Origin of the sequence: Endozoicomonas sp. 8E, from assembly GCF_032883915.1 — a bacterium.
In the GTDB taxonomy this organism is placed as follows: domain Bacteria; phylum Pseudomonadota; class Gammaproteobacteria; order Pseudomonadales; family Endozoicomonadaceae; genus Endozoicomonas_A.
Map to the genome: position 1 here is coordinate 2,952,772 of NZ_CP120717.1, position 25,353 is coordinate 2,978,124.

The window sequence follows — 25,353 nt, forward strand, 5'->3', positions numbered from 1 at the left end:
TTCAGCCGCTGGACGCCCCGGGGCGATTCACGTCAGTGCTGAGGTAATACAGGTTGCCGGAGTGCTTGCTGAACAAAATGAAGTGAACACTCTCCCGCACCACCTTGTGGACCGGCAGGTGCTCTTCGTCCAGAGCCTTTCGGACACGCTCATTGATCGTCCGTAAGCCGCTTTCGTCGTTTTTATTGTTCGGCACGTCGCCATCCATCAGACTGTTCAGGAAAGTAATATGGGTTTGGGTGGAATCGTCATAAAAACCGGCCCTAAGGATACGACGTGTGTCGTTGTCATCGACATCCCGCATGGGAATCAGTCCATGGTCGGATGTCGTTGTGTCGGATGTCGTTGTGCCGGGCGCCGCTACAGGTGGCACAGGAGGTACGCTGAGCTGGCCATCCAGGGTTTCTGCCGCAATCGCCCGGTGAGTCAGCTGACCGGACGGGCTGGCCGTCAACAGGTAATAATAGGGGGCATCAAATACCAGCAATTGTGACTCATCTTTGTTCGGCATTATCTTTGAGACATGGCGGCCAAACGAGCTGGCATTCAACTCACCAAAGTGCCAGATTTCCCGGGTCAGTAACTCCTTATTCTGGAATAACACCTTGCCATTGGCGGAGTCAAAAAAATAGTAGCCGATAGCCGGGTTCCCCTGGACGGGTTGCAGCTGGGCCGGTTGCAGCTGGGCATTGTCAGCAATGAACCGGATTTTCAGATGGTTGAAGGTATCGTACCAAAGCCGGACCTGGTCTAATTGTTCCCAGTCCGCTTTGGCCAGTCCCAGCTTGCCAGGGAAGCAGCGGTAAGGTTTCTTGAGATACTCATTGACCTGTCGGTCACAGTCCTGCTTGTGTTGCAGCCAGGCCGGGTTCTGCTCGACCCGCGAGGGCCGATCAGGTCTCACGGGTAACGGGTCAGAGGCACCTTTCATCGCCCACCGGTTTGGTTTTTTGACAGCCAACCAGACTGTTCGCCACTGCTCCGGCGCTCTGGCCATACAGCGTTCACGGACCCGGGTTGAGGCGTCGCAGTCCTTCATCTCCAGCGGCAAAAACCGGCTGGCCGCGGTGTAGCGGCTCATGATTCGGTTCAGTTTCGACGCCCCTGATAGCCCGTCATTCAGTGATCCAGTGTCGTATAATCGATGGATCACTTTGCCGTGCGACTGCCACTCAAACTGTGCGTTGGCATCTTCGGCCACCACTTTATACGGAGAGGATGGCCTCGGTTCAGGAAACTCGAAACGGGTCTCACCCAGCATGATGTGCCGGATTCGGTCCCCGAAATAGTTCTGCGAGGACCAGCAGCGATGTTCCTGGTCAGCCTGCTCGGTAATACAGGCATAGGGAACCTGACCGTCGTAGTTCAACACCCAGGTAGAGGCCGTCTGCCCGGGGTGGACGCGAATGTAATGAGCTCCGTCTGACATCAGGATGCAGGTTTTATTCCCGTTAGGCCTATACAGGTCATAATCCAGCAGTTTGGAAAATTCGTCTGAGACCTCACGAAAAACGACGATGTGATCCTTGTCATCAAGATACAGGCTGCTGGTTGACTGACGGTACACCAAACCGTCGGTATGAGTGAACATCTGGATAAGGTATTTATAGTGGTAACGGGTGCTACATTCATCAAAGCCACGGGCTCCACAGTATTTGATCCGGGTGCTTATTACCTTTTTCTGGTAAAACCGTTTCAGCTTGCTGTCGCTGACGGCATCCAGAAGCTGTGCACCGGGAGAACTGCTGTCTGGCGCACTCCCTCGAGGAAAACGATCGTAGGGAGTGTAGCGGAGCCTGACCTCCCACTGGGGTAAGGCGGGCATGAAAATGTTGTTTTTACCGGTCATCTGCCTCAGGTTGTGGAACACCCCGTTTGAGCATTGGTAGCCGGTTAAACGCGACTCCGTCCGGCACAATGTCGCCAGGGCATCGTCAATCAGGTTAAAGAGACCCGAGGCGTACTCGATCCTGTTAATGTCGGTGGCGCAATCCTGTACAAGGCCGGCCTCTACATAGGGCTCATCCTTACAGCGTTTCCAGTCGTCTTTTTTTCCGGCGACGAAGGTTGTCTGGTATGAATAGCCGCCACCGTAGGTCAGGGTCTGGTTCATCAGGTTGATCGACTGGATATTCAGGGCCAGGAGGCTTTTGCCATCCCCGCTCGTCAACGCATTGAGGGTCTGGTTGTTGGCCTGGTTGTTGGCCAGGAAGCTTTCGGGGTCCAGCTGGGCGTGGATCAGGTCAAAGATTTTTGCCGCCTTACCCGAGGCGTCCCGTAATTTTTTAAAGGCCAGCTTCTCTGCCCGGCTCTTGTAATCGAGATTAAAAAGCGTCCTGATATGGTGCATGATCCCACCAAGCACGATCCCCAAGACTGGATTGACAAGCACTAACCCGATGGAGATAGCCGTATCCACCGACTCAAAGATCACCCTGGATTCCATGAGTTTCTTAACTTCCGGATCCTCTTCGTTCTCATATTCAATGATGGTCAGGGTGAGACTGCCTACCTGCACGCTGGGAAGCAGAAAGGGTACAAAACGACCGGCTGTTTTACCCAGCCTGCCGACTTTTTTCAGACCCACGGGGAGCTTGCCCGGCACGGAAATCTTGGGTAGCTTTGGTGCTTTCTGACCGGAAGGAATTGACGGCACGATGACTGGAGTGATGGCCTTGATCCCGTGCCGTCCGACATTGGCTATGTCAATCAATTGTAATGCCAACGACGTATAAAAAAACGTCTTTCGCCCGATATAAATCTGCCGCTCGGTGACCGTCATATTCCCGGATGGGGGCTGGCTATAATGGTGCCCCACGGGAGAAATCCCGGCTAGCAGGTCGTAAAGGCCTATAAAAGACGCCAGCCTGTTCATATTGGCGTTGGCGGTTCTTTTCCCTTTGACCAGCGATGGCAAGCCTTGACGACCCGTCCCCTGGAGAAAACCCCGGAAGCGGTCAAAAGCTCCGGACGTAAACCGGATGTTTTTTCGGACCAGGGTGTCGGGTTCCAAAAAGTCCATGCGCCAGCCCCGGCCATCCCGACGGAGGGTATCCAGTTGCGGGATCATGCTGTCGGGGAGTGAGTGCCGGGCTTTAATGTCCCCCAGGGCAGTGTCCAACTCCAACAGCCGCTGCCTGAATTCGGCCCGTTCAGAGGCCACACCTGAGAGACTGTCTTTAGTCCGGGGCGGCACCGGAACCGAAAGGTGGCTGGGCGGCAAATAGCGGAGGGGGGCTTTTGAATCCGATGGCCGGGGTGACACCAGCACCGTCGTTTCGCCGGGAAGCAGCCGGCAATCCGGTTGTCCGGAGCCCGGGGAGCGCAGCACAAGGTTTTCAATCGCCGGGCGGTCCTTCGGCATCAGGTGCTGGATATCTTTCACCAGTCGTTTGAAAACATGGGGGCTGCGGCTTCTGGGCTCGATAATCAGCTCGCCCACCAGGGGTTTGCCGTTGGCGGGCGATTGGGTCATAAAGGTTTTCAGGCCGTTCAGAGCCGTGATTCCGCGGGACTGGTTGCTGCTGGCAAGATCGCTGACGGTCAGACTGGCGATGTGGCCGTCCGGGGTAAAGTAGACCAGTGTCGTCAAAGCATGGGCGATCAGTCTGGCTGGCCGACCGAGAACGGTGACGCGGTTGCCGTCTCCCCCGGCGATGGCCGACTGAACCCGGCCATCGGGTGTGAGCAGCACATAACTGCCAGAGGGGGTGGTTTTCAGCAACAGGGGTTGGCCACTCAGGGTCCCGTCTTTTATCTGCTGTTGAGCACGGGTAAACGAATCTTCGTCCAGGGCAATGATCGAGTGCATGCCCCGGACGTGAGCTAATGCGTCCTTGCCTTCCAGCCGACGATACCGGGTGAAAAAATTTTGCAGCCAGCGCTCACCTTCGTTGCCGGGTTTGAGCAGGGCGATATCAATTTTTTTACCTTTGTTGTCTTTTTTGCCATCAAGATTGAGTTGGGTTTCGGGGCCGGAAAGTAACCGGAGCGCATACACCAGCGCTTTACGTCGAGCATCGCAGCTGCCGGTATTGGCTGATCTTCGGCGCCTGTCACAAGCCCCCGGTAGCTGGTCTGTGAAAATCTGCATGTTGGCGAAATCATTTTTGTAGATCCTCCTAAGTTTGGTGATACCTTCTTCCGTTTTGCGATCGACAGTGTGAATATTGTATGATCCTGCCAGTATCCGTTCTTTGAGGGTTTTGAAAGCCCTGGCCTTTGCTTCTTTACTCTGGAAGTTGTCCATTTCCTGCTCAAGCAGCTTGACTTCGTCCGTAGGAAAACGTCTTTCATAGCGAGCAAGCCATTCAGTGTAAGAGGAAGATTGCTCTGCCAGTTCGAGTGTTTCTCTCAAATGCCCGGTTTCTCCTTCATCCGGATGGACGAAAGCAACTTTTTCAGTCGCCGGTTGCCGCACTAATCCATGCAAGATCGCGGAGGAGAAATTAAAATGTAATGTGTATTCCCGGGCATCTTTTCTGGCCTCTAAATCGTGGTCGACTAAGGACCTGAGCACCTTGTCTATCGATTTGGCAGGGGCAGAGCTGTCGGTTATGTCTCCGAACAAGTCATTTTCATAGATGGGCTTTCCTTCGACAACGGCCTCGACCAAAGCTTCTTTGAGCCTTTTATCGATAGATTTATGTTGGATTATGGTTGTGATCAAATTCTCCTTGACTCTTTCATCGATAGACTTATTTGTGACCATGACGTCGATCAAATGCTGTTTGAGTCTGGCTTCGATAGACTTATGTTCGATTATGGCTTTGATCAAATTCCTTTTGAGTCTGGTATCGATAAACTCGTTTTCGGAGTCAAGGGAGGGCAGCGTGAACTTGGTCTGGTATGCAACGGTGTTGTCGTAGTTCAGGGTAAAAACAATAAGGTCGAGTTTAGGATAGGGCGTATCTTTCGAGGTTGATGGCTTATCAGGATCAGCACCGTCAGTTTGCCGAGGTACGCCTGCTGACACGGATCCTCTAACGGCAACAGCTGAGTTTGCACGGATACCTTCTTTGGCCAACTCCCTCAGAACTTCAGGTACAACATAATCTTTTTGGCCAGTATCCAGTACCCCCACAGAACCTGAAATGTCTTGTGCAGAGTTATCAAAAGCGAATGCTATGGTTTGTACGGTGGTATCCTTGGGGATCGCCATACTTAAAGCCGATGATAGCTTTTTCGCTAAGTTCTGAGTGTAGAAAGGAGAAAATGCACTCAAGTTGATATCAAGGAAAAGAAGACTTCCAGTAACGATAACTTTAGTGCCTTCGCCAATATTTGTGGGTGGAACTCCTGTTATTTTTTTAATTTTTTTTCCTTCCGTTGAATCATAATCAATGAAGTTGTATAAAACGCTGGTTTTTTCGGTTCGGTGCTTTTTAAAAAGTTCAAGAATCTTTCTTGAGGGGTAGTCGTTTTTTATATTTCGATTATTAGGGAAATTAATCATTATCAAGTTTTCGTTTGATTGCTCAGGTCCTGTTTTTGAAGGGTCAACGCCAAGGTTGTGAGATTTCCTGTTGAAGAAGAGGTTGGTGGCAAAGAAATCATTAGTTGGTACGATTGTAACTTTTTTTATTTGTTTTATTTTTTTTAATCTTTCAAAAGCATCATAGCCTAAATTAGCGATAATGTAGTAGTCGATCTCATCGCTACTATTTGAAAGGTCAGTTGACATTATTGCAACTTTATTGACGTCCTCGCTGGAGACAGTAACTTCTCTTTCCGTATAGAATTGATTGATAGCCTTCTTTATCACTGGTATGGATTTTTCTTTACTTATTCCTAACTTTTTTAAATTTTCTGCGGTCCCATGAAGAAAAAGGATTTCATCAAGTTGTAGCTTGATCACTGGATGTCCTGGTCGAGACGCCACCATTAGTGGCTGGGTTGCGTCATCAATAGCTAGTGTGGGAATGTCCTTCTCAGCATTTATTTTTTCATTTAAAAACAATCTATTATCAGTGCTTTGTGTTATATCATATTCCGAAAGCCTATAGAATATGTCATGAATTTTGCTTTGTGCTACGACGCTTTTAATTAGACTGAGTTCTTCTTTTGACAGGTCTGTATCGTATCTCCCAAAATAAGTGCTGGGATCAGGAATAATTCCATCTAAAAACATTTTTTCTAAAAGTATACCTATCTTGGCTCTTTCGAGCTGCTTATTCTTATCGGAGCTTATTTTTATGGCAAATGGAAACATGGGCTCGATCGAATCGCTCTTTCTTTTTAGAAAGAATTTACGGTTATTTTCTGGTAATAGCCCTTTATCAATGTATACCCCTCCAAGCTCGAATTCGTGAAACAGTCCTATAAATCTTTCGGTTATCAAAGTGTTAGTAAAACTTAAAGTGTACCTGATAAATTGACTGTATTTTCTTTCGAAATTTATCCGCTCTTTATAAACGACAGCATTGGTAATGGAATTTTGAATTTTATTCAATATTTTGTTGGTTTGATTCCATTGGTTGACAAATTCTCTCTTCAAATTATTTGAAAAGGTGGATTTATTTATATTCAGCTTTTTTATGTCACCGCTTTTACCCATAAAATTATCAATTTGTCTCCAGATGCTGTTTTTCAAATGCGCAATATCATCGGGAGAGTTTTTTTTAATGCCTTGCTTTTTTCTCTCAGAAAGCAGCAGTGAATATAGAATTTTTTGGTATATCAAACGTTCGAGAGCCCACACATGGAGCTCATAGTCCGGATTTACCCTGGCCCATATTGTTAGAAAACTAAACTGCCAGTCTTTAACACGGCCGACAATACTAACATGAATCTTCTTGGGTACTGGCATAATAACACCTGATAGATTGACCTATATGGTTTCCCAAAGTGATGCGATACTTGACTTTCTTCCTGGAAACCTTACCGAGAATAGCGTCCGTCTGGGCGACCCCGTCTAGGCTACCCCGGGCGAGGACGGCAGAAAATTGAGGATGAAAATTCGGTTTAGTGAGGAAAATAGCAAGCTATTTGACGAACAAAAGCGGATTTTCAGACCAATTACTGCTGCCGCACGACTGCATGGATGCAGGAGATCGAGCAAAGCAGGACCAGTTGGCGGACAGTCTATTCCAGGTCAGGCTTCCAGAGTGATCAGAAGCTTTCAAATGTGAACAAAGCACAACACGCAGTTTAGTATGGAACACCGTCATATTCCCCAAGAAATCTGCGAAGGAGAATGGGCGAGCCATCGCCATATGGAGTACTGTCATTAAATCAGATATCAAACCACTTTGAGACGCTGACCTTCTTACCAGTTCTTTAAAAGAAATGTGTCGCTAATATTGTTCAGCCACTACCCATTGTCGTCAAAGGTTGAGGACTCGTCAGGTTTTGTATCATTCCCTGGCTTTCCGATAGGATAAACGACGGGATCTCGCCACTGCTATTGCCAGTCAGGGCACTGAGGTCCTGAACCAGTCGCTGGTAGTGCTGGTACAGTTCCGTATCATTCAGGGTTGTTCCTACTGGTCGCTCACTCTCCGATCCAATGTCGTTTTTCTTACCTCCGGCCAGGCTGCACAGGTAATTCACCAGCCGTTGACCTCTGCCAATGATCTTGTTTAGAAAGGCCAGGGCGCCGTTGTCGCCATCGACACTGTCGTCCAGGGCTGACTGACTGTCATTCCTGTTGATCACAGCCATGGGGTTCAGGCTGACTTGTCCGCCTTTAAAATGCAGGCTGGCCAGCACGTCCGGTTTCACCAGCGCCAGCGTCTGGTTTGTGCCGGTATTGATGATCCTGAAGGTTTCGCTATCCAATGGAAGAGAGTGGTTGCTGCGGGTGAGGTTGCTCTGCGCCTGCCGGTTACAGTGGCTGAACGCCACCTGTTCTGCGGTGAGGTCGGTAAAGAACAGGGCAGTGCTGTTATCACCCGACAATCGTCGTAAATCCGCCCTCGACCCTGACGACAGGAGGATGTAATGCTTGCCATGGCTGTCGATTGTGAGGGCCGGCCTGCACGCCCGCAGGTCATAGACGTCATTGCCAACACCACCGGCCAGGGGGCGGGTCCAGTCGAGGATGGCTTGCCACAGACTGCTGTTGCCGGGCGCATCCAGTTTTCGGTTGTCACACTGGTCGCCCCGGCTTGACAGCACGTCTGGCTGTGCTGCGATGTTTCCCGAGGCTCCCAGCAGCAGCAGGTCATGACCGTCCCATCCCTGGAGTGACCACTGTCTGGCGTCGGTACCAAGGTACAGAATGTTGTTGCGGCTATTGCCCCAGAGTCTCGCTGTCCCGTTGCCCATGGCGGACGAGCTGATCACGGAGGGTATAAACGGCCATGGCTCGTAACCGCTGCCGGGTTTTGCCCCGCTCACCTGAACACTGTCCGGCTCCCAGCCCCACTGCCCTGTGCCGGTAATAAACACCTGACGTCTGACGTATGTGGGGTCCAGGGGCTCCAGTGTCAGTTTAATCCCGTCCATCGCCCGGTATGTGACGATTTTCACTGGCCGGTCCCGCTGGATGTACAGGGGGTTGCTGGCTGTGGCGTTGATGAATCTCAGGCGCTCGTTCCTGACCAGGCTGCTCACCGTGAGTGGCAAGACGACGCCCTGGCCAGAGTCCATCACCCGTGCCGCCAGATCGGATAACGACAGCTCAAGGTCACTGAACACCAGGGTTGTGGGCTGCAGGAACCGGTCGTGCTGTCTGGCCCAGACCTGCTGAATCTCGATCTCGGCTTCGCCGGTGGTAAACCGGTCGGACAGCATCAGGTTCTGACCCCGGCGCCAGGCAAGGTAGGGGAAAGCCGGTACATTCTTCAGTTCAATGCGGGTCTGTGCCCTGTCGTGATCGGTGTTATCTTCTTTAGCCAGGCCGGGATGGATGAGGATCCGGGCAAAAAACGACAAGTCAGTCTCATCCAGTTCAATCACGTCGGACCCGCCCTGGCCCTCCACCATGACCCCGAACCGCTGTCGGGTACCGTTCCGGACAAAGGCCACCTGGTGGTTGCGATAGTAAGTGTCCAGCCGCAACGCTTTCAGGCTGATCTGCTCGCCCTCTGGAGTGCCTGACAGCAGCAGACCCTCGGCCATCACGGCGACCCTGCCAAAGGTGCCCAGTGACTGGTAACCCTTTTGGGTGACCCGGTACAGCATCTGGTTGCTCTGGTTATAAACGACCGTGCTCGTTGACTGAGGGAACGATAGCTTCCGGGTGCTGCCAATGACTCGCTGAACACCGTGCTCCTTGCCTGGCAAACCGAACAACAGTCTCTGTTGACGGGAACTCCGGCCCCGGTAATCCATCCAGGCTACCTGGGTTGGGTTATAGCCGGGGCGCAGCGTGAGGGCGATCAGTCGGATGTCGGCCCGCTGTCGTATGCCTGCTGGCAGAGATTCCATCGCCTGATTAAAATCTTGCCGGGTCCAGAAGACTGGGCTGCCGGAGGTGTTTCTGGGCCCCATCAGGCTGAGGTCCAGCGCGACCAGGGCCAGACTCTCCCGGTTGCCCAGGTATTGGGCCTTCGGTGTCTCGATGCGCCACGCCCGGGCGCCTTCGTCCCACTGGTAGTTGCCTGGCAATCGGAAGCCACCGGACACGGTAAAAAGGCAGGGAACGGAGAGCAGGGCATCGAACTCACTGGGCACTCCGGCCAGGGAAACGGCGGCAGCCTGCCCACAAAAGGGATGGCCTTTGGCGCCCTGTGCAGGGCGGGGGAAAAACTCGAAAGCCTCCTCTTTACGGGTATCCGACAGGGCGAGCAGCTGGCCGTCGTCGTTCACCATGACCTCAAACTGGTCGCGGGTGTTGGCCGCCAGCAGGGTGTCGCTGCCCGGGTTGTACCAGAAGTCCAGTTTCCTGATCGCCCTGAACCGGGGGTGCCGGGGGATCGTGGTGATCGGTTTCAACGGTACCAGCCCCACCGTTGCCGAGAACTGCTTACGGGCCTCTGTTACCAGGGTACGCAACTGTTTCTTAAGTTCACCGATGAAAAGCCGGGCACTGGCAGCGGTCCAGGTTCTGCCGGAGTGCATCTGGGGCAATTTGGCGAAGACCTGGTTGACTATCTGGCCCAGGTTCATGCTGTCCATCACCACGCCGGACTGAGCGGTGAACTGGCGCACACTTAGCGTATCGTTTGACTTGGCGATGGTCTGTCCGGTGGCCTCGACCTGCCATTGCTCAAAGGATTCCGACTCCAGCGACAGGTTTTCGCTGACCACCCGGGTGTTGTCCCAGGCCTTGTCCGGTATCCACAGCCGGTGGCCACTGAGGGTATCGGCCAGGAGGCTGCCGGAGTGCGCCTGCACACGGGTAAAGATGGGGTGGGCGGCCATCTGTGCCAGGGTCCGGCGCTCGCCTGCCGGACGGATCACCTGGAAACCGGAACTCAGCCGCTGGATGTCCCCGGTGCGCCTGGTGCGATTGACGCCGGTGGTGTAATACAGGTTGCCGGAGTGCTCGCTGAACAAAATGTAGAAAACACCCTGACCCCATACCACCTTATGCACCGGCAGGTGATCCTCGCGCAGTGCCCTCTGGACAGGTTCACTGAGCTTTCTTAAAAATCTTCCGTCGTCTTTATTGATCGGCTGGCCGCCATCCAGAAAGCTGCTCACGAAAGCAATATGGTTTTGGGTGGCATCGTCGTAAAAACCGGCTCCAAGTATACGACGTTTGCCGTAATCATCGACGACCCTCAGGGGAATAATACCCTGATCGTATGTCGTTGTCTCGGTTGCCGCTGCAGGTGGGATAGGAGGGACGCTGAGCTGGCCATCCAGGGTTTCTGCCGCAATCACCTGGTGAGTCAGCTGACCGGACGGGCTGGCCGTCAACAGGTAATAATAGGGAGGATCAAACACCAGCAATTGTGACTCATCTTTGTTCGGCATTACCTTTGAGACATGGCGGCCAAACACAAACAAGTCGGCATTCAACTCACCGAAGTGCCTGATTTCCCGGGTCAGTGCCTCCTTATTCTGGAGTAACACCTTGCCGTTGGCGGAGTCAAAAAAATAGTAGCCGATAGCCGGGTTCCCCTGGACTGGTTGCACCTGGGCATCGGCAGCAATGAACCGGATTTCCTGACTGTTCAAGGTATCGTACGAAAGTCGGATCCGGTCTAACTTATCCCAGTCCGCCCTGGCCAGTCCCAGCTTGCCGGGGAAGCAGCGGTAGGGTTTTTTGCGATACTCATCGGCCTCACGTTCACAGTCCTTCTGGTGTTGCACCCAGAACGGGTACGGTATTTTGCGTGACGACTTGAGCCACCAGTTCGGCGCCCGGGCCATACAGCGTGCAAGGACCCGGGGTGAGGCGTCACAGTCTTTCAGCTCCAGCGGCAGGAACCGGCTGGCGGCGGTGTAACGGCTCATGATTCTTCGCAGTTTCGACGACCTTGACGACCTGTCATTCAGTGTTCCAGTGTCGTACAATCGGCGGATCACTTTGCGTTCCGGCCGCCATTCAAACTGTGCGTTGGGGTCCAGGACCACTACTTGATGAGAGGAGGATGGCCCCGGTACAGGAAACCGGAAAAGCGCCTGACCCAGCCTGATGTCCCAGGTTGGGTTCCTGGTCTGACTCAGCCAGGACTGACAGTTTTGTATCTGGTCATCCCGCTCGGTAATGCAGGCGTAGGGGAGCGAGCCGTCGTGGTTCAACACCCAGGTAGAGGCCGTCTCGCGGGGGTGAATGCGGATAACGTGGAAACCGTTGGATATCAGGACGTTGGTGTTTTTGGCCCCTTTAGGACTCCCTTCAGGGCTGTACAGGTCATAATCCAGCAGCATTTCGAATTTGCCTGAGACCCGGCGAAAGACGACGATGTGATCTTTGTCATCGAGATACAGGCTGCTGGTTGACCGACGACGGTATTTCAAACTGTCAGTATGGGTGAACATCTGGCCAATGTATTTATAGTCGTAGCTGATATCATCACATGAGCCATACCCGTCACACTCAGTATACCGGGTGTCTTTCACTTTTTTCTGGTAAAACCGTTTCAGCTTGCTGTCGCTGACGGCATCCAGAAGCTTCGCACCAGGGGAACTGCTGTCTGGCGCACTCCCCGGAAAGGCCTGGTTAAAGGGATTGTAGAGGAGCTTGACATCCCACGGGGGCACAGAAGGCATAAAAATGACCCTTTTATCGCTCATCTGCCCCAGGTTGTGGAATACCCCGTCTGAGCATTGATACCCGGTTAAACGCGACTCCGTCCGGCACAATGTTGCCAGGGCGTCGCCGATCAGGTTAAAGGTGTCAGGGGAGTATTCGATCCGGTTGATGTCGCTGGCGCAGTGCCGTAAAGGAGCCTTAGGTACATGGGGTATCTTCTTACACCGTTTCTGTGTCCAGTCGTCTTTTTTTCCGGCGACGAAGGTTGTCCGGAATGAATAGCCGCCACCGTAGGTCAGGGTCTGGTTCGCCAGGTTGATGGACTGGATGTTCAAGGTCAGGAGACTTTTGCCATCCCCGCTCATCAAGGCATTGAGGGTCTGGTTGTTAGCCAGGAAGCTTTTGGGGTCCAGCTGGGCGTGGATCAGGTCAAAGATTTTCGCCGCCTTACCCGAGGCGTCCCGTAACTTTTTATAGGCCAGCTTTTCTAACTTGCCTTTATATTTCTCCTCAAAAATACCCCTGACGTAGTGCATGATCCCGTCAACGAATGCCCCGACTGGCCCGAGGAACTCTGAAATGATGGAGACACAGGTATCCACCCACTCAAAGGTCACCCTGGATTCCATGAGTTTTTTGACTTCCGGGTCCTTTTCGTTCTCGTACTCAATGAGGGTCAGGGTGAGACTGGCTCCCGGCACGGCGAGACCCAGTATGGGCACAAAACGACCGACTTTTTTACCCAGCCTGCCGACTGTTTTCAGACCCCCAGGCAACTTGCCCGACCCGGGAATATCGGGTAGCTTTGGTGGTGTCTGACCGGGGGGAAATGACGACTGGATGGCTGGTATGATTGTCTTGATCCCGTGTCGCCCGAGATTGATGATCTCCATCCCTTGCAATGCCACAGCCGTATAAAAAAGCGTCTGGCGCCCGATATAAATCTGCCGTTGGGTGTCCGTCATATTCCGGGATGGGGATTGGCTGTAATGGTGTCCCACGGGGGCAAGCCCTGCTATCAGGTCGTAAAGGCCTATAAAAGACCTGAGCTTTTCCAGACCGCCGGTGGAGGATTTTTTCCCTTTGACCCGGAATCCTTGACGACCCGTCCCCTGGAGAAAGCCCCGAAAGCGATCAAAGGCACTGGACGTAAACCGGATGTTCTTTCGGGCCAGGGTATCGGGTTCCATAAAGTCCATGCGCCAGCCACGGCCATCCCGACGGAGGGTATCCAGTTGCGGGATCATGCTGTCGGGGAGTGAGTGCCGGGCTTTAATGTCCCCCAGGGCGGTGTCAAACTCCAGCAGCCGCTGCCTGAATTCGGCTCGTTCAGAGGCCACACCTGAGAGACTGTCTTTAGTCCGGGGCTGTACCGGAACCGAAAGGTGGCTGGGCGGCAAATAGCGGAGGGGGGCTTTTGAATCCGATGGCCGGGGTGACATCAGCACAGTCGTTTCGCCGGGGAGCAGCCGGTACTCCGGTTGTCCGGTGCCCGGGGAGCGCAGCACAAGGTTTTCAATCGCCGGGCGGTCCTTCGGCATCAGGCGCTGGATATCTTTCACCAGTCGTTTGAAAACTTTGTTGCTGCCCTTGGACTCGATAATCAGTTCGCCCACCAGAGGTTTGCCGTTGGCGGGCGATTGGGTCATAAAGGTTTTAAGGGCTTTGATTCCGCGGGACTGGTTGCCACTGGCAAGATCGCTGACGGTCAGGGTAGCGATGTGGCCGTCTGGAGTGAAGTCGACCAGTGTCGTCAAAGCATGGGCGATCAGTTTGGCTGGTCGGCCGAGGACAGTGACGCGGTTGCCGTCCCCCCCGGCGATGGCCGACTGAACCCGGCCATCGGGTGCGAGCAGCACATAACCGGCAGAGGGGGTGGCTTTCAGCAACAGGGGCTGGCCACTCAACGTCCCTTTCCTGATTTGCTTTTGAGCGTAAGCAAACGATGCCCGGTCCAGGGCAATGACAGAGTGCATGCCCCGGGTGTAAGCTAATGCGCCCTTGCCTTCAAGGCGACGATACCGGGTGAAAAAATTCTGCAGCCAGCGCTCACCTTCGTTGGAGGGTTCGCGCAGGGCGATATCAGTTTTTTCCCTGTCGTTGCCAAGAAAGAGTTGGGTTTCGGGGCCGGAAAGTAACCGGAGGGCATACTCCAGATTTTTGCGGCGAGCATCGCAGCTGCCTGTATTGGCTGCTCTTCGACGTCTGTTACAAGGCAGCGGCAACGGACCTGTGAGAAGCTGGATGTTGGCGAAATCATTTTTGTATTCCCTCTTAAGTATGGCGGCACCAGCTATCGATCTCGGATCGAGAGTGTAAATATCGTATGACTTTACCCGTATCCGTCTTTTGAGGGTTTCGAAGGCTCTGGTCTTTTCTTCTACGCTATGGAAATTGACCATTTCCTGCTCGAGCTGGTTTATCTGATCAAACGCGTTGAAACGAAGTGCGTAGCGCTCAAGCCACTGAGTGTAAGTGTGAGAACTTAGTGCAAGGCGAAGTGTGTCTGCCAAACGAATAGTTTCTCTTTCGTCCGAATTGGCGAAAGTAGCTTTTTCAGTCCCCGGGCGTTCCATTAATCCATGAAAGATCGCGGTTTTGAACTCAAAGTGTAATGTGTATTCTTCCGCATTTTTTCTTTTATCCCTAAACTCATCTTCGCCTATGGCTTCGAACAACTCTTTTTCGAGTCTGGCAAAGGTAGACCTGTCTTTGATTACGGATTTGACCAAGTTATCTTCGAGTTTGGCATCAATAAACTCTCCTTTGAGTAGGGCTTTTGTAAATTCATTTCTGAGTTTGGCATCGATCGGATTCTCTTCACCTGTGTTATCGCCAATCTGACCTTCAGGTCTGATATAGCTGTGCTCACCTTCGGGGTCGACATTGCTGTGCTCAACCTCGGTGCCGACATCGCTGCGCTCAGCTTCGGTGCCGACATCGCTGCGCTCAGCTTCGGTGCCGACATCGCTGCGCTCAGCTTCGGTGCCGACATCGCTGCGCTCAGCTTCGGTGCCGACATCGCTGCGCTCAGCTTCGGTGCCGACATCGCTGCGCTCAGCTTCGGTGCCGACATCGCTGCGCTGAGCTTCGGTGCCGACATCGCTGCGCTGAGCTTCGGTGCCGACATCGCTGCGCTCAGCTTCGGTGCCGACATCGCTGCGCTCAGCTTCGGTGCCGACATCGCTGCGCTGAGCTTCGGTGCCGACATCGCTGCGCTGAGCTTCGGTGCCGACATCGCTGCGCTCAGCTTCGGTGCCGACATCGCTGCGCTGAGCTTCGGTGCCGACATCGCTGCGCTCAGCTTCGGTGCCGACATCGCTGCGCTCAGCTTCGGTGCCGACATCGCTGCGCTGAGCTTCGGTGCCGACATCGCTGCGCTGAGCTTCGGTGCCGACATCGCTGCGCTCAGCTTCGGTGCCGACATCGCTGCGCTCAGCTTCGGTGCCGACATCGCTGCGCTCAGCTTCGGTGCCGACATCGCTGTGCTCAGCTTCGGTGCCGTCATTGCTGCGCTCAGCTTCGGTGCCGACATCGCTGCGCTCAGCTTCGGGTCTGGTATCTGTAAGTTCATTTTCGGCGAAGGCTTTGAACAACGCTTGTTCGAGTCCGGCAAAGGTAGACCTGTCTTCGATTACGGCTTGGACCAAATTATCGTTGAGTTTGGTATCAATAAGCTCTCCTTTGAGTAGGGCTTCGGTAAATTCATTTCTGAGTTTGGCATCGTTCGGATCCTCTTTGCTTGTTTTATCGATAAACTCATTTTCGAGGGCAAGGGAGGTCAACCCGAACTTGGCTTGGTATTTAACGGTGCCGCTACGCTCCAGGGTAAAAACAATGCGGTTGAGATCTGGATAGGGTGCATTTTTCGAGGTTGACGGCCCGTGAGGGTCATCTGCTGACAAGAATCCTCGAATCGCAACAGCTGAATTTGCATAGATACCTTGTTTGGCCAAGTTCCTTAAAACTTCAGGTACAATATAATTTTTCTGGCTGGTATCCAGTACACCCATAGAATCTTTAATGCCTTGTGCAGAGTTATCAAAAAAGAATTTTATGGTTTGTACTGTGGTATTTTTTGGGATCAACGTTCCTAAAACCGCTGATAGCTTAAACATTAAGCGCTTGTAATAGAAAACATCATATACATTCAAGTCGCTATTATAGAAATAAAGGCTTCCAGTCAGGATAACTTTAGTGTCTTTGCCAATATTTTTGAGCGGTGCTCCTGACACTTTTTGAAGTGTTATTATTTCCAGTAGATCTGAATCAACAGCGTTGTATAAGACGCTGTTTTTCTTAGTGCGGTACTTATTATAAAGTTTAAAACAATGTATTAAAGAATCGCTTATGCCTTCTATGTGTTTATCTGAATAATGAACGATTATTAATCTTTCATATGATTGCTGACCTTCTGTTGGTGACGAGTTAAAACCAAGGTTTCTAAAACTTCTGTTATAGAAGAGATTATTCGCTATGAAGTAGTTGATTGGAATGATTTTAATATTTTTTGGTTTTTCAAGATTTATTAATCTTTCAAAAGCATCGTAACCTAATTTTGCAGTAATGATGCAGTTAAACTTATCGATATCATGCAAAAGAGCAGTTGATAGGGTTGCAATTTTATCGATGTCATTATCAGAGATGATAACTTTTCTTTCCGTATAGAATTTATGAAGAGCCTCCCTTATCTTTAATGTGATTTCTTTTTTTCTTAATGGTGATTTTTTTAAATTTTCTACAGTCTTGTGAAGTAAACAGATTTCATCAAGTAGTAGTTTGATTGTTGGATGTCCTCGGCGAGAGACCACCATCAGAGGCTGGATTGAATCATCAAGAGCTATAGTGGGAGTATCATATTCAAAATTTACTTTGTTACTGAAGAATAATTTATTACGGCTATACTCCTTTAAGTCATATTTCGGCAGACTATGGAATAAATCACTAATACTGCTTTCTTCTACGATGCCTTGAATTCGAGTGATTTCTTCTTTCGAGAGGGTTGTACCGTATTTCTCAAAATAAGGGCTGGGATCTGAAATAGTTCCATCTGAAAACATTTTTTTAAAAAGAGCATGTAGCTTGGCACTTTCGAGCTGCTTTTCCTTCTCAGAAGTCACTGCCGTCCCCGATATTGGATCAAGGGAACTGCTCCTTTTTAGAAAGGGGTGACTGTCCATTTCTGGTAGTAGTCCTTTATCAATATATACCCCTCCAAGCACGAATTTTTGACTCAGCCCGATAAATCTTTCGATGATTAAACTATTAGTAATACTTAAGCTGTATCTGATAAATTTTTTATGTCCTTCTTCAAGTTTTTCCAGTTTTTTATGAACAATAGCGTTGCTGATTGAATTTTTAATTTTATCTAAAGAATTATTGATTTTATTCCATTGGATGACAAATTCCTTCTTTACACTGTCTGGAAAATTAGATTCCATTATATTTAATTCTTCTATTTCACTGCTTTCTCCCATGAAGTTATCAATTTTTCGCCAGATGCTATCTTTCTGCTGAGCAATATCACCGGGATCATCTTTTTCGATAGCGTTATTGTTTATCTCAGAAAACAGCAGCGAATATAGAACTTTTTGGTATATAAAACGTTCGGGAGACCAGATATTGATTTTATATTCCGGGTTAACCTCGGCCCATATTTTTAGAAAAGCAAACTCCAAGCCTTCAATAGGGCTGACAATACTAACGTGAATTTTTTTGGGTACTTCGTAATTTGGCATGATAACACCTGAAGGATTGACCCACACGGTTTCCAGAGGAGGGATGATACTTGCCTTTTCACTGCCGTGATCAAAGAGCTCCGAATGGGAAAAAAGCGCAACTCGCAGTTTAGTACGGAACTCCGTCAGGTTCCTCATGAAATCAGCAAACAATTTTCCGGTATATTTTAATAGCTTGATTCATATCCTCAGTTCAATGATTGGATCTATCAATAACTGATGAAAGGGAGCAGGGGGATGGGAGGGGTATCATAGCTGCTGACAGCACTTGTTTCCGCAGTAAGGCGTTGGAAAATGGCACTCTGATAGCATTTGAATTTGCTGATTTTTTATTTGCGGTCATTGTCGTTCATTGCTCTGCTGCCCGAACCAAGGTGGCGAGGAAGCCCAAGGATTGACGCTGTGGCCTTCTGGCCTGTCAGGAGGACTCAGAAACAAGGCGTCTTTTTACAGGCATGTATACGGGCCATGTATCTTAAGGAAGTATTAGTGTAGTGGAGGTGAAAATAGCAACTAAAAATAGCAACTGATAGTGCTATAGGATACAGTCGTTTCTTTTGGAGTGAATAATGAGTATTGAAGTTTGGTTTCTGTATGTTGTTTCAATCTTTGTAGTCATACTCATTCCTGGTCCTCTATCTCTGTATATGGTGTCCAATTCTATTAACTATGGGGTTATCAGATCCTATCCGGCATTTTTGGGTGGCACGCTGGCTTCATCACTTTACCTGATTGTTTCGGCCACTGGTCTTGGGGCCATTCTCACGGCTTCGGAAAACATGTTTCTGATACTGAAACTGATGGGTGCTCTTTATCTGGTTTATCTGGGGGTTGATACTATCAGAAAGTCGATGGCGGACACTGCCCGTAAAAGTCTTAATGGTTGTTCCTTAGAGTTTCCCGGCTTCAATAATCTGTTTAAAAAAGCTTTTCTGTTGGGAGCCAGTAATCCAAAAGATATTATTTTCTTTATGGCTTTCTTGCCTCAGTTTATCAGTAGAGATCATGATCTTGTGCAACAAATATTGATCATTGTGATGACCTGGGTTGTGGTGGATTTGGTTTGCAAGCTTCTTTACGGGCTACTGTCAAAATCTGTGAAGCCTATGCTGAATACAAAAAAAAGCATGTCGTTATTTGAGCGTTCTACAGGGGGGCTCTATGTTCTGGCAGGCATCGCTGCCGTGTTGATTGTAAAATAGAGGATCAGGCTGAAGAATATCCGGTGGCTGTGTTTTGTTTCAGTGGCCCATTGTGGACCACTGAAACAAAATGGTCAGGTCACATCAATCATGGTGACACTGCCGTCAGGCATCACTTCGGCCATCTGACCCTTAGGTTCTTCCATCAGGAAGAGGGTAAAGAAACCCAATACTGCAGTACCTGCGATAACCATGAAGAAGGTCGAGTAGTCCACCAGAGACAATACTGTCAGGTAGAAGACAGCCCCCACGTTACCATAGGCTCCTGTCATACCGGCAATCTGACCTGTCAGTCGACGCTTGATCAGGGGGACAGCCGCAAATACTGCACCTTCACCAGCCTGCACAAAGAAGGAGCAGGCCATGGCAGCAACAACAGCCAGAACCAGTGGCCAGCTGGAATCAATGATGCTCATCATGTAGTAACCACCGGCCAGGCCCGCAGTCAGAACCAGCAGAGTGATCTTGCGGCCAAACTTGTCACTGAGTAGTCCTCCCCCCGGACGGGACATCAGGTTCATGAAGGCATAAGCGGAAGCGACCAGACCTGCCATGACCGGATCCAGTTCAAAGGTATCTGCAAAGAACAGAGGTAGCATGGACACCACGGCCAGTTCAGAACCGAAGGTAGCGAAGTAAAGAACGTTCAGAACAGCCACCTGCTTGAACTGGTACTGGTGAATAGCTGGCACAGGCTCGGAGAAAATGTGCTTGTTGACCTGCCAGACTTTCCAGACATCAAACAGGTAGATGGCAGTCAGGCCCACATAAATAGCCGTTGAAATCCCGGCACTGAGCATGGCAACACCGTTGGGTGAAAGCTTCCAGGTCAGCAGAGCCAATGCCGCATACATGGGAATTTTCATGATCAGCAGCAGGGCAAAGTCGCCTTTGCTGGTGACTTCCATGGCGCCAATGTTCTTGGGACGGAAGTAGGTAGAGCCTTTAGGAGTATCAGTGACGTTCATGTAGAAGACGACACTGAACATTAATGAGATCAACCCGGTCAAGCCAATGGCGTAACGCCAGCCATCTTCTCCACCAAAGAGCAGCGCAATGGTGGGCAGAGACATGGCAGCAGCGGCAGAACCAAAGTTGCCCCAGCCACCGTAAATACCTTCTGCGGTACCCAGTTGACGAGCGGGGAACCACTCAGATACCAGACGAATGCCGACCACAAAGCCTGCACCAATAGTACCCAGCATAAAGCGGGCTATGGCGGCCTGGGTGAAGTCATCTGCCATGGCATACATAAAACAAGGAATACTGCAGATGGCGAGGAGTCCGGAATAGACTTTTCTGGGTCCGTATACATCAGTGAGCATACCGATGATGACTCGAGCCGGGATGGTGAGGGCCACGTTCAGAATCAGCAGGGTTTTCAGTTCTTCACGAGTCAGGCCCAGTGATTCGGAAATAGCCAGGGCCAGGGGCGCATGGTTAAACCAGACCACAAAGCTTATAAAGAAGGCAATCCAGCTAAGGTGCAGAATCTTGGTTTTCCCACTAAAAGAAAACAGGTTAAATGAATCGGGGTTGCTCATACATCCTCCTTGTTTTACAGATTCCCCAACTAAAAGCAAACATCAGGCCAATATGATAAATGCACCGATTTGACCTGCATTTTTCTGCGTATTAAATGAATTTTCTCATTTATATAGGAAAGTCCTTTATTTGAGTGTGGAAAGCCTTTGAGTATTTTTTCTGCTCACCAAAGTGGTGCTTATTAGCTATTTAATTATTTATGCGTGCATCATTTTTGTGCGAGTAACTAAAGTCAGAGGAGAGATTTTCCTGTTTTTATCGTGTTTTGGAAGTGGGCACGGCAGTTGCATAAGCACAAGAATTAGAAAAGAGGCTGGCTCTAAAGGATGCAGTTGTACCGGCCCAATGCTAGATACTAAAGAGGATGTCTGGGATGAACGGAAAAGAAACCCTGGTGGTTGTCGGTAACGGCATGGTAGGTCACCGCTTTCTGGAGAAACTGGTAGATGCTGGCGGTCTGAAACGCTTCGACGTGGTAGTGTTTGGAGAAGAGGTTCGCCCTGCCTATGACCGGGTTCATCTCAGTGAATTTTTCACAGGTCGTTCAGCGGATGACCTGTCTATGGTTTCTGAAGGCTTTTATGAGCAGGAAGGTATTAACCTTATTCTTAATGAAGCCATCACATCGATAGATCGTGAGTCCTGTGAAGTAATGACAGCCAGTGGCATGGCTCAAAAATATGATCAGCTGGTGCTGGCTACAGGCTCCTATCCATTTGTTCCTCCCGTACCCGGACATGACCGTGAAAACTGTTTTGTCTATCGTACCATCGAAGATCTGGAAGCGATTAAAGAAGCTGCCCGTAACAGTAAGGTCGGTGCCGTTGTGGGTGGCGGTCTGTTGGGGCTTGAAGCAGCAAAAGCGCTGAAAGATCTTGGGCTGGAAACCCACGTGGTGGAATTTGCTCCCCGTCTGATGGCTGTTCAGGTGGATGATAGCGGTGGCGCCATGCTCAGACGCAAGATCGAGGGTCTGGGGGTCACGATTCATACCTCCAAAAATACCCGACAGATTGTTGATGGTGAAGGTGCTGTTCACCAGATGCAGTTCGCTGACGGCGAACAACTGAATACCGATATCGTACTGTTTTCAGCCGGTATTCGCCCAAGAGATGAGCTGGCGAAAGCTTCCGGGCTGGAGTTGGGCGAGCGTGGCGGTATCGTTATTGATAACGACTGTCGTACATCTGATGAACGAATATTTGCCGTTGGTGAGTGTGCACTCTGGAGTGGCCGTATCTTTGGTCTGGTTGCACCGGGCTACCAGATGGGTCAGGTGGTTGTAGATCAGCTGACGGGTAAGGACGGTAATCAGTTTACTGGTGCCGATATGAGCACCAAGCTGAAACTGATGGGGGTCGATGTTGCCAGTATTGGTGATGCCCATGGCAATACAGAAGGTTCCCTGAGCTACCAGCTGATTGATGAAGAGAAAGAAGTCTATAAAAAACTGGTGGTTTCCAAGAATAAGAAAAAGGTTCTGGGAGCTGTATTGATAGGCGATGCTGAAGAGTACGGCAGCCTGTTGCAGATGATGCTGAATGACATGCGTCCACCGGAAAATCCTGCCGAACTCATTCTGCCTCAGAGCGATGGCTCAGCAGCGACAGGTTTGGGCGTGGCTGCTCTGCCAGAAACGGCTCAAATCTGTTCCTGTTATGACGTCAGTAAAGGTGATCTGGTCAACGCGGTGGCCGGTGGCTGCATGGATATGGGGTCACTAAAAGCCGAAACCAGTGCCGGAACCGGTTGTGGCGGTTGTACGGCTCTGGTCAAGCAGGTTCTGGATCATGAGCTGACTGAGTTGGGTGTTGAGGTCAAAAAAGATATCTGCGAGCACTTCCCGCACTCCAGGCAGGAACTCTATCATCTGGTTCGTGTCGGTGAATTAAAGTCTTTCGACGAAGTTCTGGCAAAGCATGGCAAGGGGCGTGGCTGCGATATCTGTAAGCCCACCATTGGCTCTGTTCTAGCTTCCTGCTGGAACGAGTATGTGCTGAAAGATCAACATGCACAAGTGCAGGACACCAACGATTATTTTCTTGGAAACATGCAGAAAGACGGCACTTACTCCATTGTGCCAAGGGTTCCGGGAGGTGAAATTACGCCCGATAAACTGATCACCATTGGTGAAGTAGGTCGGGACTTTAACCTCTATACAAAAATCACCGGTGGCCAGCGTATCGATCTTTTTGGTGCCCGTGTGGAACAGTTGCCGAAAATCTGGAAACGTCTTGTCGATGCCGGTTTTGAAACCGGTCATGCCTACGGTAAATCACTGCGTACCGTGAAATCCTGCGTCGGCAGTACCTGGTGTCGTTATGGGGTGCTGGACAGTGTCAGTATGGCGATTGCTGTTGAAAATCGCTACAGGGGCGTTCGTTCTCCTCACAAAATCAAAATGGCTGTGTCCGGATGTACCCGTGAATGTGCTGAAGCCCAGAGTAAAGATGTGGGTGTTATCGCCACGGAGAAAGGCTGGAACCTCTACCTCTGCGGTAATGGCGGCATGAAGCCTCGTCATGCCGACCTGTTTGCCACCGAGCTGGATGATGAAACGCTGGTCAAATACATTGATCGTTTCCTGATGTTCTACATTCGCACTGCAGATCGTCTGCAGCGTACTTCTGTCTGGATGGAAAATCTGGAGGGTGGTCTCGATTACCTGCGTGAAGTGATTATTGAGGACAGCCTGGGTATCTGTCAGGAGCTGGAAGATGAGATGACCTACCTGGTGGGTACCTATCAATGTGAATGGAAAACCACCCTCTCAGATCCTGAGAAACTCAAACGTTTCAATCACTTTATCAACACTGATGAAAGCGACAGTAACGTGGTGTTTGTGAACGAGCGGGATCAGATTCGTCCTGCTACCCGTGACGAAAAAATCGCCCTTAAACAGCTGTAAACGAAGTGCCTCTAGCAGCCTGTCGGACTTAAGACTGTCCTACTGCGGTTGCAATAAATTGGTCTAAAAATCCCTGTTTCTTCGTCAAATAGCTCGCTATTCTCCTCAGAAACAGAGATTTTTATCCTCAATTTCTTGCAATCCTCGCTACGGACGCTTAAGTCCGACAGGCTGCTAGCGCTGAAAAAAAGGAGACTTTAATAATGACTCAAGTGCTCACAGCCAATAAAGGTTGGACAACCGTTTGCAGTGAAAGTGATCTTCTTCCTAACCTGGGTGTTTGTGCTCTGGTGGATGGTGTTCAGGTTGCGCTGTTTAAAGTAGACGACCAGGTTTATGCACTGGATAACTATGATCCATTCAGTCAGGCCAATGTTATCTCTCGTGGTCTGGTAGGTGATCTGGAAGGGCGTCTGGTAGTGGCATCGCCCATTTACAAGCAGCACTTTGATTTAAGTACGGGTCAGTGTCTGGAGGATGAGGCTGTAGCGCTGAATGCTTATCCCGTAGAAGTGGTGGACCAGAGGGTTCAGGTCTCACTGGTATCGGTTACCATCGAGGCAGCCTGATATGACAGCGGCATTCAAGGCGGCTGACGTTAGTCGTCAACCGTCATTGCAGCAGAAGCTGCTGGTGGTGGGAAATGGCATGGGCTCAGTCCGTTTTCTGGAAAAGCTGGTTGAGCAGAGCGGTCATCAATATCAGGTCACCGTCCTTTCTGAAGAACCCTGCCCGGGCTACAACCGAATCCAGTTATCCAGGCTGTTGGCAGGCAGCGTCGATCTCCAGGGGATTCAGCTGCAACCTGAGTCCTGGTATCAGGATCAGGATATCAATCTGTTATCGGGCAGTGACTATCGGGTCAGTGGTCTCGATCTTGAGTTGAAGCGAGTCGAGACAGAGGGTGGTCAATGGTTTGATTACGATCATCTGGTCCTGGCGACGGGTTCTCTACCCAATCGTATTCCCGTACCCGGGGCCGATCTGGAAGGCGTTATGGCTTTCAGGACTCTCGATGATGTTGAGCAGATGCTGACCGCTTCATCCAGTCCTGAGGCACAGGCTGTGGTGATTGGTGGTGGACTCCTGGGTCTTGAATGTGCCAGTGGTCTTGCCAGGCGGGGCATGAAAGTCATCGTGGTGGATACCATGTCCATTCCCATGGCCCGACAACTGGATAAAAAGGCCGGTAAGCTTTTGCAAAGTGCACTGGAAGAAAAGGGCATTGAGTTCCGTTGCAATGCCATGCTTGATTCCTACACGGGCGAAAATGGCAGAGTGACTGGCGTGCAACTCAAAGATGGCGAGTGCTTGCAGGCTTCTCTGGTGGTCGTCACAGCAGGTGTTCGGCCCAATATAGAACTGATCAGGGAAACCGGGCTGGAGTGTGACAGAGGTATTCTGGTGAATGACAGAATGCAAACTTCTGACCCTTCAGTAACGGCCATTGGTGAGTGTGTTCAGTTGAATAGTGACCTGTTTGGTCTTGTGGCGCCGGTTTATGGCCACGCTCAGGTGGCCGTGCATCGCCTGTTGGGTACCTCGGGAGAGCGGTTTGAGCCGGTTCCGATTCCTACCAGCCTGAAAGTTGACGGTATTGATCTGTTTTCCAGTGGACAGTTTGTTGCGCAAGAGAGTGATGAAGAGATCATCATTGATGCTGCGGGGGTTGGGATCTACCGAAAACTGGTGATCCGTGATCACAAGTTGATGGGGGCTTTGCTCTTTGGAGATGCTTCCGATGGTCTCTGGTATCAGGAATTGATGGAAACAGGGCAGGATATTTCAGATATTCGCGACCGGCTTGTTTTCGGCAAACGTTATCTGAATTCAGGCTCCTAGGAAATTATTAATAAAGGAAGTATGTCT

At 50.5% G+C, this 25,353-nt stretch carries 7 protein-coding genes; 4 read left to right on the forward strand and 3 right to left on the reverse strand.

What is annotated here, in order from left to right:
* Position 1 precedes the first annotated feature (1 nt).
* Both P6910_RS09270 and P6910_RS09275 read right to left on the reverse strand, forming a co-directional pair.
* Entirely contained in the window at positions 2–5,683 is a 5,682-nt protein-coding gene (locus P6910_RS09270) for a hypothetical protein (protein WP_317145987.1), read from the reverse strand.
* Positions 5,684–7,305: 1,622 nt separating this feature from the next.
* A complete protein-coding gene (locus P6910_RS09275) occupies positions 7,306–17,829 on the reverse strand; it encodes a hypothetical protein (RefSeq protein WP_317145988.1) in 10,524 nt (3,507 codons plus the stop codon).
* A 569-nt stretch (positions 17,830–18,398) separates the two neighbouring features.
* Here P6910_RS09275 and P6910_RS09280 point away from each other — a divergent pair.
* Entirely contained in the window at positions 18,399–19,031 is a 633-nt protein-coding gene (locus P6910_RS09280) for a LysE family translocator (protein WP_317145989.1), read from the forward strand.
* A 74-nt stretch (positions 19,032–19,105) separates the two neighbouring features.
* Here P6910_RS09280 and P6910_RS09285 read toward each other — a convergent pair whose 3' ends face one another.
* Entirely contained in the window at positions 19,106–20,575 is a 1,470-nt protein-coding gene (locus tag P6910_RS09285; RefSeq protein WP_317145990.1) for a NarK family nitrate/nitrite MFS transporter, read from the reverse strand.
* A 374-nt stretch (positions 20,576–20,949) separates the two neighbouring features.
* Here P6910_RS09285 and nirB point away from each other — a divergent pair, with 374 nt between their 5' ends.
* From nirB to P6910_RS09300, 3 genes are all read left to right on the forward strand, one after another.
* A complete protein-coding gene (nirB, locus tag P6910_RS09290; protein WP_317145991.1) occupies positions 20,950–23,484 on the forward strand; it encodes a nitrite reductase large subunit NirB in 2,535 nt (844 codons plus the stop codon).
* A gap of 203 nt (positions 23,485–23,687) precedes the next feature.
* A complete protein-coding gene (gene nirD, locus P6910_RS09295; RefSeq protein WP_317145992.1) occupies positions 23,688–24,053 on the forward strand; it encodes a nitrite reductase small subunit NirD in 366 nt (121 codons plus the stop codon).
* Position 24,054: 1 nt separating this feature from the next.
* Entirely contained in the window at positions 24,055–25,326 is a 1,272-nt protein-coding gene (locus tag P6910_RS09300; protein WP_317145993.1) for an NAD(P)/FAD-dependent oxidoreductase, read from the forward strand.
* Positions 25,327–25,353 lie beyond the last annotated feature (27 nt).

Coding starts and splice junctions, on each gene's coding strand:
- P6910_RS09270 (WP_317145987.1), bottom strand. CDS start 5,683: ATGTCAACTGACCTTTCAAATAGTAGCGATGAGATCGACTACTACATT.
- P6910_RS09275 (WP_317145988.1), bottom strand. CDS start 17,829: ATGCCAAATTACGAAGTACCCAAAAAAATTCACGTTAGTATTGTCAGC.
- P6910_RS09280 (WP_317145989.1), top strand. CDS start 18,399: ATGAGTATTGAAGTTTGGTTTCTGTATGTTGTTTCAATCTTTGTAGTC.
- P6910_RS09285 (WP_317145990.1), bottom strand. CDS start 20,575: ATGAGCAACCCCGATTCATTTAACCTGTTTTCTTTTAGTGGGAAAACC.
- nirB (WP_317145991.1), top strand. CDS start 20,950: ATGAACGGAAAAGAAACCCTGGTGGTTGTCGGTAACGGCATGGTAGGT.
- nirD (WP_317145992.1), top strand. CDS start 23,688: ATGACTCAAGTGCTCACAGCCAATAAAGGTTGGACAACCGTTTGCAGT.
- P6910_RS09300 (WP_317145993.1), top strand. CDS start 24,055: ATGACAGCGGCATTCAAGGCGGCTGACGTTAGTCGTCAACCGTCATTG.